Below are 14,365 nucleotides of genomic sequence, written 5' to 3'. Positions count from 1 at the left end.
GCAATATCGTTCATATTGCGTTCGTAGTTAGGTTTTACGGATCCTAGTAGAGCCCCCGAACCGATTATCAGGGTTATACGAACTCTATTTAATTGGTTCTTAGTATAATGCTTTCAATTTGAATGTCAATTGTTAAAAGAAAATAGAGTATTGGGCGGATAAATAGAATATTGGGCTGCGTAAGCGTTAAGCTAGAGGCGCTGTGGGCGAGCCGTTTATATATTCATCGCAATTGCTGTACAGCCCCAGCCCCTTCATTACATAGGGACGAACAATGTCTATAAGCAAATCGGTTCGATTATTTTCCCCAACAGTTAGCCAATTACGCGCAGCGCCATAGATTGCTGAGGCTGTCATAGCCGAAATGATCTTTACATGGTCGTGGTCTGTGTAGTCCCCTTGCAAAAGAATGCTTTCAATTATTTGCTGCAACATCTTCTTTACCTTTTCATCCACTAGCGCTGCAATCGATTTGGAATCCATTCTGCATATCTGATAAAAATCTACAATGTAGCGGTGTGTCAGCAGGATCAATTGGTCACATATTTCAACTGTAAACTCCCGCGCATTCATCACTTTCTCGGGAATCATTTCACGAAAAACCTGTTCTGTGATTTCTTCAAGCAAAGCATATTTATCTTCATAATGGGCATAAAAGGTGGCGCGGTTAATGGTAGCTTTCTGTGCGATATCTTTTACGGCTATTGCCTCAAATTCTCTGCTCCGCAACAAATCTCTGAATGCCTCTCTTATTAACTGCCGTGTACGCAAAACCCTTGGATCTTGCAGATTGACCATATCCCTATCCCCTTCTAAACATCAGATATCACAATATGTTGTCTATGCAACTTTCCAAGGAATCTGCCTGTTGAAACCATACAAATGCAGTACTATTATCTTACCAGACAAGTGTTGCTTAAACAATTTGTGACGAGTTTGCTGAAAGGAAGGTACAATATGAACACAAAACAACATAGACTTTTAATATTTGGCGCCGGTGTGATTGGCAGTGTATACGCTCTCCGATTTGCCCAGTACGGACTGGACGTAACTATGCTGGCACGAGGAAAGAGATTGGAGGCGCTGAAAAGGAACGGACTGAAATACAACGATAATGGAACGATACAGCAAATATCAATCAAGACTATAGAAAAGCTTGATAACGATGATATGTATGATTTTATCTTTGTTCCAGTACGATTTGATCAGGCCGAATCTGCCCTGGCTGCGATCAGGAATAATACGAGCAAAACCATTGTCACCTTGACCAACACCATTGGATATGACAGCTGGCTCGAAATCGTGGGCGACCGGTTGCTCCCGGGATTCCCGGGTGCGGGCGGAGACATCAAAGAGGATGTTCTATACGCCCAATTCGGTACCGAGAAACATCAAGGAACCATTTTTGGAGAAATAAATGGACAGACCACCGAACGAGTGAAAGAGCTTGCCCGAATATTTGAATCGGCGGATTTGCATTATGAGATCCAGAGGGACATTCAGTCATTCCATATTTCGCATACTGCGTTGGCTATCGTCAACAAGCATTTCTATGCGAATGACGGAATGGTGGATATAGAAACAGCAAGAAGTGTAGACACTTTAAGCAAGATCGCCGCAGATATTAAACAGAACATTCACCTGGTAGAGCAAGCCGGAATTCCAGTAATCCCGCTAGAAACGAAGGTCATGGGGGAATTACCCGAGAACGATATTATTTCCAGTTACCAGCAGATGCTGAGCAATGACTTTATTATTGATGTAAAGCTTGGAAACCATGCCGTCAGCCAAAGAGCAGAAATAATGTTATTAGATAAAATGTTTCATAAAAAGCTGTCCAGCTCAAAAAAACAACGGTAGTCTAGGACTTTATTTTCCCGTCCAATGCTACCGTTGTTTTTTATTGAGAGTCAGTCTAAAACTTATTTTTCAAAAGCTGCCGATTTCATATTTCTAGTACAGCGTAGGAATAGGCGGACAGGAAACCTCGCGTATAAACCGCGGATCTATGCCGTAGTAGTACCAGAATTGTCCGCTCCAGCGGTAGCCTGAAACCTCCCCATATTCAACACGGGTCGGATAATACCAGAAGCTGTCTCCATCCCACAGCCATACATAAGTGTAGTTGTGCAAGCAATCAATGAGGTATGATCCGCCTTGTGTTGGCGGAATGTAACTGGGCGGAGGGGGCAGCGTCTGACCGGGAGATCCCGACGGCGGCAAATAGGCCATTCGTAATCACTCCTTAACATCATAATCTAGTCGCTTCACCATATGCAGCCGCCCAGTTTAAGGTTCGTTCTGCTTTATATATTCAAGGCTTCAAAAAATCCCGTTCCACAAACAGAATGCAGTCAAAGGGCTGCATGATGATAGCTGCGGATTCGGGTGATCCGCCATAGAGTCCGGGCTTTGCGGCAGCCATCCCCGGCTTATCTGCGGCGATCCCCGCCTCCCCGCTCTTCTTGCCAGGCGCGCTTCCACCGCCCTCGCAATCTCCCGATACCGGCTCCCATCCAGCCGGAATGTCAAAGCTGCATGCGGTCCGGTTATGGTTCATGACGAAGTAATAGCTGCCGTCCCGGCCCCGCCTCCGGGCAATCTCGACGCCATCCGGAGCAGCCGCAATTCCGGTGATACCCGCACTCTTCATGATCTCCCGGACCAGCTTACCCATCATCCGGGGACCCAACTCCGTTCCGGCGTAATAAGCATGTCCCCGGCCGTAGGCATGGCGGGTAACTGCCGGTGTCCCTGCGTAGAAATCGCGGTTATAGACAGCCAGAACCTCCGCGCCTCCCGCCGTGATGATGTCGCACCACAGCTCCGCCTCTTCCACGCCTTCGCCACCTTCGCCGCCATCCGTGCCAACCGCGCCGACTGGCTCTGCTTCAGCCAGGTCCGCTCCATGACCGGCCACACCCGCGACCCCGGACAACCCGGCTTCCTTATACGTCTTGTCGAAATCATCCTCCATGCCGGAGGCGGCTGAGACCGGGGAGACGGCGCTTCCGCCATCCTCCAGCCATTTCACGCCTTGGCCGAACTGGCGGAGACAATCATAATCGTAAATGCTCAGCCCCAGCAGCTCCGCGTACTCTCCCGGCAGCGTCTGCGGAAAAACGGCGTTGTTCCGGTCCTTGACGCCTGTCCGCATATCGAGCAGGACATGGCCGCCCGCCTCCGTATAATCATAGAGCTTGCGGCAAAGCTTAGAATCCGTGACGAACAGAAGCGGAAAGATCAGCACTTTATACTTGCTGAAATCATCATGCTCCGAGATCAGATCAACCGGGACGCTCTGATCGAAGAAGGCCTTGTAGTAGCGGTGCAGATGGGCAACATAATTCAGCTCCGGATGATGTGGCTGGATTTGCAGCGCCCATTCCTGGTCATAGCTGAACACGATTGCGGCCTCGGCTTCGGGCAGACCGCCCCGGAACGCCTCCATATGTGGAGCCAGCTCGGCAATGCTCTGCCGGATCTCCTCATAGCGCCGGCCCGGAATGCGGCTATGCGGCAAAATGCCGTGCCAATACTGCTCGCTGCCGAACAGGCAGGTGTCCCACCGGAAATAGACGATGGCATCCGCCCCGTGGGCGACGGATTGGTACGTCCACAGCCGCATCTGCCCCGGGCGCGGCGTCGAGCCGAGAATTTCCGTGCCCGTCGGTCCGGCAAGCTGCTCCATGACCCAGAACGGCTTGCCTTTCGTACCTCTCATGAGGTCCAGCGCCATGCCGAGATGGGAGGGCGAGCTGCGCCGGATGCGCTCCTCCAGGAACAGCATCGGGTACTGGTCATGGGAGATGAAATCAAGATCCTTCGCCAGCTCGAAGTAATCCGTCTTGTCAAAGAAGCCCATGAAGTTATGGGTAAGAAAATGACCGGGACATACCTCCCGCAAAATATCGGCCTGCCACTTCTGGAACTGTACGACCAAACTAGAGCAGAAACGTTTCCAGTCCAGAAGAAGCGACGGATTATGGCTGTTAGGCGTAGGCATAGGGACGGGAATCTGCGAGAAGCTGGTGTAGGTCTGGCTCCAGAACACCGTCCCCCATGCCTCGTTCAGCGCTTCAATCGAGCCGTGCCGTTCCTCCAGCCAATGCTGAAACCGGCCCCGGCAATAGTCGCAGTAGCACAGATCGCGATGGCTGTTGCCCAGCTCGTTGTCGATCTGCCAGCCAACGACATGGGGGTTGTCCCGGTAGCGCAGCGCCATCGTGCGCACGAAATCTTCAATATGCTTCCGGTACGCCGGATGCGATTGGCAGTCATGATGCCGCCCGCCGAAGCTCACCCTTCCCCCTTCCGCATTCACCGGATACAGATCGGGGTGCAGCTCCATCATCCACACCGGCGGTGCGGCCGTTGGCGTGCCCAGCACGGTCTTGATCCCCCGCTCTCCCAGCAGGGCGATTGCTTCGTCCAGCCAGCCGAAGTCATACACTCCCGGCTCCGGCTCCATCTTCGCCCAGGAGAACTCCGCCATCCGCACGACCTCGATGCCCAGCTCCCGCATCATGTCCGCATCCTGCTCCCACAGCCCGGGCGGGCAGTGCTCGGGGTAATAATCAACGCCAAATCTCATGGCCTGGCCTCTCTCCTTCCTCTTGGGGCACAATCCGCAACGCATTCCGAACTTAACACCGTCCATTCCTTGCCTCTTCCGGTCATTAACGCGTCCCCGGCCTGCCGCTCTCCATTCTTGTTGCCGTTCCATTCCCATCCTCGCGCTTTCCTGTCACACGTACATCTATCCTATGCCCTTTGCTATCCTTTGCCCTTTGCTATCCTTTGACCGCCCCGTCGATCATGCCGGAGATCAGCTGACGCTGGAAGATCAACACGATAATAAGCAGCGGAAGCACGCTGACAACCGAGCCGGCCATGATGAGATGATACGGCGTGTTGTTGCTGTCCTCCAGCGCCTTCAGCGCCACGGAGAGCGTCATATGCTCCTGGGAGCGCAGAATGACGGACGGCCACAGGAAGTTGTTCCACTGCTTGACGAACAGGATAATTCCCAGCGCGGCGAAAGCGGATTTCAGGTTGGGCAAAATAATCTTGCGGAACATGCCGATCTCGCTGCAGCCGTCGATCCGGGCCGCCTCCATCATTTCATCGGGAATCGTGCTGCAGTACTGCCGCATGAAGAAGATGCCGAATGCGTTGGCCAGGTCGGGCAAAATCACGCCCCAGATGTTGTCGATCAGATGCAGATTCTTGTAAATGACGAAGAGCGGAACCATCGTCGCTTCATGCGGAATCATCAGCGAAGCAAGCACGAAGATGAACAGCATGTCCTTGCCGCGGAACTTGTATTTGGCAAAGGCGAAGCCCGCCAGACTGCAGAACAGCAGCGCGGTAACCGTCATGGTCGTGGACAGCAGCAGGCTGTTCCAGGTTATGATGCCGAATTTGCGGTTCACAAACAGCTCGGTGAAATTCTCCCAGTGCAGCGTCGTTGGAATCCAGATCGGCGGATTGATGAAAATTTCGCTGATATCTTTAAGCGACGAGCTGAACAGCCAGAACAGCGGGAACAGGGTCACGAGGGAGACGAGGGCCATCAGGAGGAAGGCCGCTCCGGAAGTCAGGCGCTTTTCTCCTGAACGGCTCGCCCTCTTCGCTGTGGGCTTCATTTTCGTCTGAGTCAGTATCGTCAAGCGAATCTCCCTCCTTATTTCTCATCGAACAGACGCATCTGGATCAGCGAGACGGTCATCATCAGGATGAAGAAGCAGACCGCGATCGACGAGGCGTAGCCGAAGTTGAAATTTTGAAAGCTTTCATTGTACAGCATCAGCACCGGCGTAAGCGTCGAATTGAGCGGACCGCCTTTGGTGAGGATGTATGGCTCGGTGAACAGCGAGAAGGTGCCGATGGTGGAGAGTACGGTGCAGAAGAGCAGCATTTTTTTGACCAGAGGAATCGTGATCAGGAAGAAGCTCTTCACCTTCGTTGCCCCGTCGACATAGGCCGCCTCGTACAGATCCTTCGGAATGCTCTGAAGTCCCGTCATCAGGAGCAGCATATTGTAGCCGAGCCAGCGGTACAGCACCATCGACGCCACCGAGAAGCGCGCCCACCAAGGGGAATCCAGCCACGGGAGCGGGTTCTTGATCCAGCCCAGATTCATAAGAAATGTATTGATCAGCCCGTCCTGGGTGTTGAACAGCAGTACGAATACGAACGATACGGCGACCACCGACACAAAGTTCGGAACAAACAGGGCCATCCGGAAAAATCCCTTGCCCACCATCCAGTTCGAATTCAGCATGCTGGCAAAAATCAAGCCGAGAAACAGCATCAGCGGCACATACATCAGGAAGATGACGACGCTGTTCCACAGCGACAGCCAGAAGTAATGATCCCTCAGCAGGGCCGCGTAATTATCCAGCCCCACGAACAGCTTGTCGCGCGATCCGTTCCACTCCGTCAGACTGAGATAGAAGGAATAGATGATCGGGTACAGCGAGAAGATGCCGAATAATATAAAGTATGGGGAAATGTACAGATACGGAGCATAGCGAAGCTGCCTGTTCCAGCCTGTCTTTTCCATGAGAATCCTCCCCTCCTTGAATCCTTGATTTCTGTATGCGGTCTACTCTCTCTTGGTCTTCTGGCGAAGCTCGTCGGCCATGGCCTTAAGCGCGTCATCCGAAGATGCATTGTTCAGGAATACCTTCGCCCACACATCGGTCATCAGCTTGTTGGCCATCGGGAAATCGGAGGTGTAAGCCAGCGGATACGTGCTCTCCAGCGATTTGGCGTATGTCTTCAGTACCTGCTGTCCTTTGAAATAGTCGAACTGCTTATCCATGGCCGAGGTTGTGTATACGGTAGTCAGCGACGGGAACAATCCCGCTTCCAGCATCATCTTGGTCTGCGACTCTTCGTTGCCCAGCATGAATTCGATGAACTTCCACGCTTCGTCCGCATGCTTCGAGTTCTTGTTGATCGCGAGATTGGAACCGCCTTGATTGGCTCCGCCGTACTGGTCATCCGCAGACCATTTCGGCATCGTCGTCACCGACCATTTGCCGGAGTCCTGCGGGGAGTACTGCTTCTCGATCGTCGCATCATGCCAGGAGCCCCCGACGACAGTTGCGATTTGGCCTTGGCTGATGGCATTGCCCCAAGGATCGGTGTTCGCGCGGGCGTCATAGACGAGCCCTTCCTTCTGCATCTTGATGAGATAATCCGCGATCTCCTTCACTTCCGGGCTGTCCACCGCAACCTTGCCGTTCTCGTCAAAATACCAGAGCCCGCGCTGCCACATCATCGATTCGAAGACACGGTTGCTGGAGTTCGTCTTGGAATCGCCGTACATGAACGCTCCGGTCTTCTCCTTCACGAGCTTGGCGGCTTCGTAATAATCGTTCCATGTCTTGAGCTTCGCGGCGACTTCATCCGGATCGGTCGGCAGGCCGGCCTTCTCGAACAGGTCGTTTCGGTAGAACATCACCACCGGGCCGCTATCCCATGGCATGGCATAGACTTTGTCGTCCATGGTGGCGTCCTTCCATTTGTAAGGCACGATTTTATCCTTGTACGGCGCCACACGGTCGGTGATGTCGAGCAGCGAGTTGATCTGCACCATCTGCGAGAGATTCGTCGATTCAAGCGCCAGCACATCCGGCACCGCGTCATCCGTATTGGAGGACACCAGATATTTCTGATAGAGGTCGGTGGATTTCATCGTCTGGAATTCGACGTCGATATTCGGATAGGCTTCCTTGAAACGGTCCATGTTGAGATCGATTCCCGCTTTGGCCTGCTCCCAGATCCAGACGACCAGCTTGACCTTCTCTCCTCCTCCCTGCTGTGTCCCGCCCGAACCGGAAGCGTTCTGCGAATTGGAGCCCGAGCAGGCGCTGAGCAGCATGGAAGCCGCGAAGAGCCCGGAAAGCAGCATTTTCCCTCTTTTGTTCTGCATGTGTTTATTTGACCTCCTCTAGTGGGTTGATCTCATCATAAGAAAAATGTAAGGGGTTTCACAGCCGATTACCGTTCGAAAAAGGTTCACTTTTATTGGAATGTAGCAAAAACGCCCGGCGGCTCTCCGGGCGATTGGTTCTTTTATTGGATTTCAGTGTCTTTTTGTCTGCTGGCGGTATTGTCCGGGGGCGAAACCAGTGCTCTTCTTGAACCATTTGGCAAAATACTTCACGTCACCGATGCCGGCCTTCTCCGCGATTTCCTCGATCCGGTAATCTGTCATTTCCAGCAGGCTCTGCGCCCGCTCCAGCTTCTTGCGCGTGATGAAATCAATCAGGCTGCAGCCGGTTGCTTCCTTGAACACCGTGCTGAAATAGCTGCGGCTGACGCCGATCCGGTCGGCAATTTCGCCCGCCCTCGGGTCAAGCTGCAGATGCCGGTTAATATAGTCAATGGCGCGGTAAATATCCTCTTTGTGCTGGCGGCTCGAGAGAGGCGTCTCCCGTTCAATCGCCCGCAGGCGCAGAAGGCGCATCACGCCCTCGGTCCAGCGCATGACGCCTTCTACCGGCCCGTCCCCCCTCCATTCCAGTCCGGGAATGCGCGCGAGCTTCACATTCAGCAGCTCATGCTCGGCCAGATCCCGCTCATCCCATGGGCAGAGAAGCAGCGCCGAGCCGTCCGGGCAGGGAAAGAGCGCCCGTCCGGGTATCCCCGATGCGAAATCCGGCGCAAGCAGCCGGTACAGCTGCCGCTCCGGCTCCTCCATTGATTGACGCCCCTCTTCCAGGGATCGCTGCTCAGATTCCTCCAGGGATCGCTGCTCAGATTCCTCCAGAGGCCGCTGCTCCGGTTCCTCCTGAGATCGCCGACCCGCCTGCTCTGTCAGGACAAGCCCACCAGCCTGCTCCGTCAGGACAAACCCGCCAGCCTGCTCCTGTGAAACGTCTTTCAGACGGTCCCTTCTCTCAGCGGAAGCGATATCCGAATTATTGGTAACGCTTCCAATATCGTATACATGAAGGATGCAGCTCTGTGAGATCATCCAGTTCCATTCTTTCTCAAGCTTTGCCGACAGCTTCGCAGACGCCGGTACATCCTGCCGTCGCAGCCAATCGGTCACCGTCTCCCCGTCATCTGCGATTGCCGTCTCCGTAACCCGTGCCGCCGGTACGGATCGGCATTCCCGGCGGATTTTATCCAGGCAGCGCTCCATTTCCTCGTCGCCCATGCTGGTCTTGACAATATAGTCGGAAATGCCGATCTGGATGCCCTGCTGCGCATAGGCGAAATCCCGGTGACAGCTCAGAAACAGAATTTTGATATGGGGATAGCAGTGACGGATTTTCTGGGCCAGCTCAATGCCGTCCATCTCGGGCATCACAATGTCGGTTATGACAACGTCCGGCTCGTGGCGGATTACCTTCTCCCAGCCCAAAGCGCCGTTCGGGGCGTCATCAACGACAGTCATACCATGCCTGCCCCATTCCACTGTCATTTTCAAGCCTTTCCGGACAAGCTGTTCATCATCGACGATCAATACCTTCAGGGGGCGGTCTATCCGTAAGTCTTGGGCCATCGTATCGTCACCTTCGTTCCTTGGTTTCGTTCAGACTCTATCGTGAACATGCAGCTCTCGCCAAAATGCATGCTAAAGCGCTCCATCACATTCCGCAGGCCAAGCCCGCCCTTTTTGCCGGGAATAACTTGACCGTCTCTGACATATTGCAAATGCTCCGGCTTGATGCCAAGCCCGTTGTCGGTCAGCACCGCCGTAATTCCATCCGGTCCGGAGAACAACGACAGCCTGATTTCGCCTTCCCCGTCCGTAAAGCCGTGAAAGAAGATGTTCTCCAGCAGCGGCTGGAACACCATGCGCGGAACAAGGCAAGTCATCAGCTCCGGCGCCGCCTCCATCGTGAACTTAAAGGCGTTATCGTAGCGAAACCGCTGGATCTCGATAAAATGCAGGGAGACGTCCAGCTCCTCTTCCAGCGTGATCAGCGTCCTGGATACCGACAGACTGCTGTCCAGCACAACGACAAGATGCTCGACCATCTTCTGGATATCGCGGCGGCCGGCCAGCCTCGCCTTCCACTGGATGGTGTTCAGGGTGTTAAAGAGCAGATGCGGATTGATCTGGTAGTGCAGCGCCCGCAGCTCCGCTTCGCCCCTCAGCTTCTCGGTTCGGCTAATCTCGCGCACCAGCTCCTGAATCTGCCCGGTCATCTGGTTGAACGACCGGCTTAAATAACCGAGCTCGTCGGAGGACAGCACAGGCGTCTGAATGAACAGCTCTCCCTGGCCGAATCTCCGCATTGACTGGGTAAGCTTCTGAATGGGCCGCGTGAGGCGGAGCGAGAAGAAATGAGCTATCAGGATGACGAAGACGAGCGTGCAGCCCGCAACGAGCAGCGAGTAATTGAGGATCACGCCGGAGGACCGGTAGAACTCGCTATGCGGCACCCGGGCCTCGACGGTCCAGCCCTCCCGCTCCATAACGCCGGACCACACCACATCATCCTCCGCGCTAGCGTATTCCTCCGAGCTCTGGAGCAGCACAGCGCCGTCTCCCGAGCGGATCTGCAGATGAGCGTTCATATTGTGCTGGAACGCCCGCAGCAGATCGACCACGGGGTCCGCCTTCGTATCAATCAGAATCCGGCTGCCCGAAGGAAGTCCGAAATGGTCCTTGACCGGCACCACGAGACTGATGACCGTACTCTCTTCCACGAAGCTATAATAGTAATCCGAACGATGGATGATGACCTGCCGTCCCCCGTCGCCGGAAGCGCCGTGCCAGAAGGAGGAATCCGCCAGCCGGATAGGATCGATCGCGCCGCTGCCGATAATTTTACCCGACGGGGTCACAACTGAAACGCTTACAATATTGACCGTCTCAAAAGACATCAAGTAGCGCCGCAGCGCCTGCTCCTCCTGATAGCGGCTGTAGCTCGGCGTCTCGCCCTCTTCGATCACAATCGGCGTCGAGATCAAATAATTCAGCAGATTCCCCGTAATATTGTCCATTTGCGCGACGCTGGTGTCCAGCAGCAGCTTCAGCTCCTCGATCGCGTTCATCCCATAGCTTCCGAACTGCGCGTTCACGATCTGCGACGATTTGTGGGTGGAGAAGTACCCCATGGCAGCCAGCGGCAGCAGCGCAATGACCATGAAGAACATCAGCAGCTTGGCATACATGCTCCGCCCGACCGGCACAGCCGGAGGACTGCGCCGGTCCCCGCGATACGAAGCGCGCCATTTCATACGATCCCCTCCACAGCTTCGATTGCCTTACCTACTGTATAAGTGTAAAAAGGGCAACCGGATCTGACGCGATCCGGTCCCCCTTGCCAATCCGTACTTCCGGCCTATGACGGCTTGTATCTGCCTGATACCGGCTTATTCGTCTTCCTTGAATACCGGCGCTATACTCAGCTCAAATTCGAACTCCTTCTCATCCAGCCTGTAAGGAGCAAGCAGCGCGGGACCGCAGGAGTTGGAGCCGACGCCACTCATCCGGTAATCCAGATGAACGATCGTCTCCGGTCTGCGGGACAGCTCGTAATTATGCCCGGCCTCGGTCAAATCCTCAGGCGTATAATGCGAAGCATTGAAAGAGAGCGGAGTGCCGCTGTCGAATCTCAGCCCCATGCCGAGCTCATTGGAGACGATGACCCATTCCGTTTCATTGTGGGAGCCATTCTCCTGCGGCATAATATAATCTTCGAACAAATCGTCGACAGTAGTCAAGTATTTTCCCGTTTTGGTGCTGCGTCCTTTGTCGATATAGCTCTCATGGGGGCCTTTTCCGAAGTACTCTACTTCTTCATTCCCCTCCGGCATTACAGCGCACAGTCCGAAGCGCGGCAGAAAGGGAATATTATCCCTCACCTTAACGCCCGCTTGGAGGTGAAGACCGCCCGATGCGTCCGCCGTCCAGCGCGCCGTTCCTTTCAGGATCGGCGGACGCAGATAGCCTCCGAGCGAGAACGCCGTCTCCAGTTCGACAGCTTCGCCGTCCTGGCGGATGATGTCTACGGCGTAAATATGCGTCTTCGCCCGCTCGTAGCCCTCCTGCATCCACTCCTCTTTCACGAACCGGTCGTTATCCGCCGGAGCGCGCCATACCGAGAAAGAAAGCGGCGCCTGCAGCAGCTCTACCCCGTTCTTGACCAGGCTGTCGAACGATCCGGTCTCCAGGTTGAAGCCATACTCAAAGTCAAAGCCGCGGATGACAAGCCGGCCGTCCAGCATCTCCGTATGCAGCGGCGAAAGCGCCTCGGGCTTGAACGTCTCCGGCAGCGGAGCCGGGAGCCTGAACTGGCCGAAGGAAAGCTCATGGCCGGGAGCCGCCCACCAGGTTTCCTGCGCCGTCACGCAGGACAGTGTCACATCGTACCTTCCCGGCCCATCCGGCTTGCCGAAATCGGCTTCAAGGGTCTGCGAGCCGTGCGGACCGGCGGACAGCCCGCCGATTTCGCCCTGGCGGACGGTCTCGCCGTCCCGCTCCAGCTTCCACAGCACTTTGACGCCGGAAAGATCATTGAAGTCGTAGCGGTTGTGAACCTTGATAAGACCCGCCTCCAAATCTTCGGCCTCGAAGATTACGGGAGCGATGACCTGCTTCAGCTCCAGCAGCCCGGGATGCGGCTTCCGGTCCGGCGCCACCAGGCCGTCGATGCAGAAATTGCCGTCATTGGGCTTGTCTCCGAAATCCCCTCCGTAAGCATAGAAGGGACGGCCGTCCTTCATAATCTTGATGCCGTGGTCCACCCATTCCCAGACGCAGCCGCCCATCAGCTTCGGATAGCGGTTGATAACATCCCAGTAATCCTGCAAGTCGCCCGGCCCGTTGCCCATGGCATGGCTGTACTCGCACAGGAACATCGGCTTGCTCGTATCCGGGTCGGATGCATAGGCTGCAATCGCCTCGCTCGAAGCGTACATCCGGCTCTCCATGTCGAGCACTTCCGTGTCCGGACTGCCGCCGTGCCGGGGGTCCGAGCCTTCGTAATGGATCGGACGCGAGGCGTCTCTGCCCTTGGTCCAGCGGGCCATCGCCATATGGTTCTCCCCATAGCCCGATTCATTCCCCATGGACCAGATAATGACGGACGGGTGATTCTTGTCCCGCTCCACCATCCGGTATGCCCGCTCCACAAAAGCCTTCTCCCATCCCGGCTGGCGCGTGAACCAGTTGAAGTCTCCCGCCGGCAGCGCGCCGTGGCATTCCAGATCAGCTTCGCCCACCACGTAGAAGCCGTATTCGTCGCACAGCTCCAGGAACCGGGAGTCGTTCGGATAATGGGAGGTGCGGATCGTATTGATGTTATGCTGCTTCATCAGCCGCAAATCCTTCACCATATGATTGACCGGAATCGTCTGGCCAAGCTCCGGGTGGGAATCATGCCGGTTGACCCCTTTCAGCTTCACTGCCTGCCCGTTGATGGTGAACACGCCGCCTTGGATCGATATTTCCCGGAACCCCACGGCAAAATGCAGCACTTCCCCGCCTGCGCTCACATAGAGGTGGTACAGGTACGGACGCTCCGCATTCCACAGCACGGGGTGGCTGACGCGGAGCTTCAGCGTTCCCTGGCCTTCGATTACTGCCTGTGCGGTTCCCACCGTGGCTCCGTCTCCATCCCGCAGTTCGGCTTCGACTTCCAAACTTTCGGTTGTCCCGATTTCGCAGTCCAGCGCCGCTTCTTCATAGCCCGCCGACAGAGACGTGCGGTTGAACACATCGGTGATGTGGGCGGATTCCCGGGCAAGCAGATAGACATCCCGAAAAATACCGGAGAATCTCCACAGATCCTGATCCTCCAAATAGCTGCCATCGCACCATTTCAGCACCATGACGGTCATCCGGTTCACACCGGGGCGCACATGGGAAGAAATATTGAATTCGGCGGGCATCCGGCTTCCCTGGCTGTAGCCGATGAACTGACCGTTCACCCACAGGTAGAAGCAGGAGTTGACGCCTTCGAACACCGCGTATTTCTCCTTGCCCTCCCACTTGTCCGGGAGCGAGAACTCCCGGACATACACGCCGGCGGGGTTCTCGTTCGGCACGAAAGGAGGATCGAACGGAAACGGATAATTGATGTTCGTGTAATGCAGCTGATCGTAACCGTTCGTCTGCCAGCAAGAGGGCACGGTCAGATCATCCCAGCCGCCGGTATCGCAGTCCGAAGCCACGCATTCCTCCTTCACCTCCGAGACGCTGCTGTGGTATTTGAACTTCCAGCGCCCGTTCAGCGTTACATAATGCGGGGACCGCCCCCGCTTCCGGCTTCGCGCATCCGCAGCGGACGCATAGGGGATATAGTAAGCTCTCGCCGCTTCCCTATTGATTTGCAGCAACTCGGGATCTTCCCAGTACTTCGGAACAAATGACATAACCATCCTCCTG

General features: G+C 55.2%; 10 protein-coding genes and 1 riboswitch. Of the genes, 1 reads left to right on the top strand and 9 read right to left on the bottom strand.

Features of this window, described 5'->3' with window-relative positions; all coding sequences use genetic code 11:
- Positions 1-4 precede the first annotated feature (4 nt).
- Positions 5-101, bottom strand: a riboswitch (purine riboswitch).
- A gap of 85 nt (positions 102-186) precedes the next feature.
- Positions 187-798: a TetR/AcrR family transcriptional regulator gene (locus KIH86_RS22220; protein ID WP_223083507.1), complete on the bottom strand. Its 612-nt coding sequence runs from the start codon at positions 796-798 to the stop codon at positions 187-189.
- A 159-nt stretch (positions 799-957) separates the two neighbouring features.
- Here KIH86_RS22220 and KIH86_RS22215 point away from each other — a divergent pair, with 159 nt between their 5' ends.
- A complete protein-coding gene (locus tag KIH86_RS22215) occupies positions 958-1,860 on the top strand; it encodes a ketopantoate reductase family protein (RefSeq protein ID WP_223083506.1) in 903 nt (300 codons plus the stop codon).
- Between the two features lie 93 nt (positions 1,861-1,953).
- Here the strand turns inward: KIH86_RS22215 and KIH86_RS22210 are convergent, their stop codons facing one another.
- From KIH86_RS22210 to KIH86_RS22175, 8 genes are all read right to left on the bottom strand, one after another.
- Positions 1,954-2,232: a transporter gene (locus KIH86_RS22210; RefSeq protein WP_223083505.1), complete on the bottom strand. Its 279-nt coding sequence runs from the start codon at positions 2,230-2,232 to the stop codon at positions 1,954-1,956.
- An 82-nt stretch (positions 2,233-2,314) separates the two neighbouring features.
- On the bottom strand, positions 2,315-4,594 hold the full coding sequence (locus KIH86_RS22205) for a beta-galactosidase (RefSeq protein ID WP_223083504.1): 2,280 nt from the start codon (positions 4,592-4,594) through the stop codon (positions 2,315-2,317).
- A gap of 199 nt (positions 4,595-4,793) precedes the next feature.
- A complete protein-coding gene (locus KIH86_RS22200) occupies positions 4,794-5,672 on the bottom strand; it encodes a carbohydrate ABC transporter permease (protein ID WP_235775545.1) in 879 nt (292 codons plus the stop codon).
- Between the two features lie 14 nt (positions 5,673-5,686).
- Positions 5,687-6,568, bottom strand: coding sequence for a carbohydrate ABC transporter permease (locus KIH86_RS22195; protein ID WP_223083503.1), 882 nt, complete (start codon positions 6,566-6,568; stop codon positions 5,687-5,689).
- Positions 6,569-6,610: 42 nt separating this feature from the next.
- Complete coding sequence (locus KIH86_RS22190; protein WP_235775544.1) at positions 6,611-7,945, bottom strand: ABC transporter substrate-binding protein; 1,335 nt, start codon at positions 7,943-7,945, stop codon at positions 6,611-6,613.
- Positions 7,946-8,098: 153 nt separating this feature from the next.
- Positions 8,099-9,526 carry a response regulator transcription factor gene (locus tag KIH86_RS22185; protein ID WP_223083502.1) on the bottom strand — a complete coding sequence of 476 codons (1,428 nt, stop codon included), beginning with the start codon at positions 9,524-9,526 and terminating at the stop codon, positions 8,099-8,101.
- Positions 9,505-11,214: a cache domain-containing sensor histidine kinase gene (locus tag KIH86_RS22180; protein WP_223083501.1), complete on the bottom strand. Its 1,710-nt coding sequence runs from the start codon at positions 11,212-11,214 to the stop codon at positions 9,505-9,507. The genes KIH86_RS22185 and KIH86_RS22180 overlap by 22 nt, the downstream gene beginning before the upstream one ends.
- Positions 11,215-11,349: 135 nt before the next feature.
- Positions 11,350-14,352, bottom strand: coding sequence for a glycoside hydrolase family 2 TIM barrel-domain containing protein (locus KIH86_RS22175; RefSeq protein WP_223083500.1), 3,003 nt, complete (start codon positions 14,350-14,352; stop codon positions 11,350-11,352).
- Positions 14,353-14,365: the final 13 nt, after the last annotated feature.

It is taken from the genome of Paenibacillus sinensis, from assembly GCF_019904155.1.
Classification (GTDB): Bacteria; Bacillota; Bacilli; order Paenibacillales; family Paenibacillaceae; genus Paenibacillus_AQ; species Paenibacillus_AQ sinensis.
The sequence above is the reverse complement of the archived record's forward strand: the minus strand, read 5'-3'. Positions and strand labels throughout refer to the sequence as shown.

Excerpts from the sequence above, each read along its gene's own strand:
- KIH86_RS22185 (WP_223083502.1), bottom strand. The coding sequence starts at position 9,526 with ATGGCCCAAGACTTACGGATAGACCGCCCCCTGAAGGTATTGATCGTC.
- KIH86_RS22205 (WP_223083504.1), bottom strand. The coding sequence starts at position 4,594 with ATGAGATTTGGCGTTGATTATTACCCCGAGCACTGCCCGCCCGGGCTG.
- KIH86_RS22215 (WP_223083506.1), top strand. The coding sequence starts at position 958 with ATGAACACAAAACAACATAGACTTTTAATATTTGGCGCCGGTGTGATT.
- KIH86_RS22175 (WP_223083500.1), bottom strand. The coding sequence starts at position 14,352 with ATGTCATTTGTTCCGAAGTACTGGGAAGATCCCGAGTTGCTGCAAATC.
- KIH86_RS22190 (WP_235775544.1), bottom strand. The coding sequence starts at position 7,945 with ATGCAGAACAAAAGAGGGAAAATGCTGCTTTCCGGGCTCTTCGCGGCT.
- KIH86_RS22210 (WP_223083505.1), bottom strand. The coding sequence starts at position 2,232 with ATGGCCTATTTGCCGCCGTCGGGATCTCCCGGTCAGACGCTGCCCCCT.
- KIH86_RS22195 (WP_223083503.1), bottom strand. The coding sequence starts at position 6,568 with ATGGAAAAGACAGGCTGGAACAGGCAGCTTCGCTATGCTCCGTATCTG.
- KIH86_RS22180 (WP_223083501.1), bottom strand. The coding sequence starts at position 11,214 with ATGAAATGGCGCGCTTCGTATCGCGGGGACCGGCGCAGTCCTCCGGCT.
- KIH86_RS22220 (WP_223083507.1), bottom strand. The coding sequence starts at position 798 with ATGGTCAATCTGCAAGATCCAAGGGTTTTGCGTACACGGCAGTTAATA.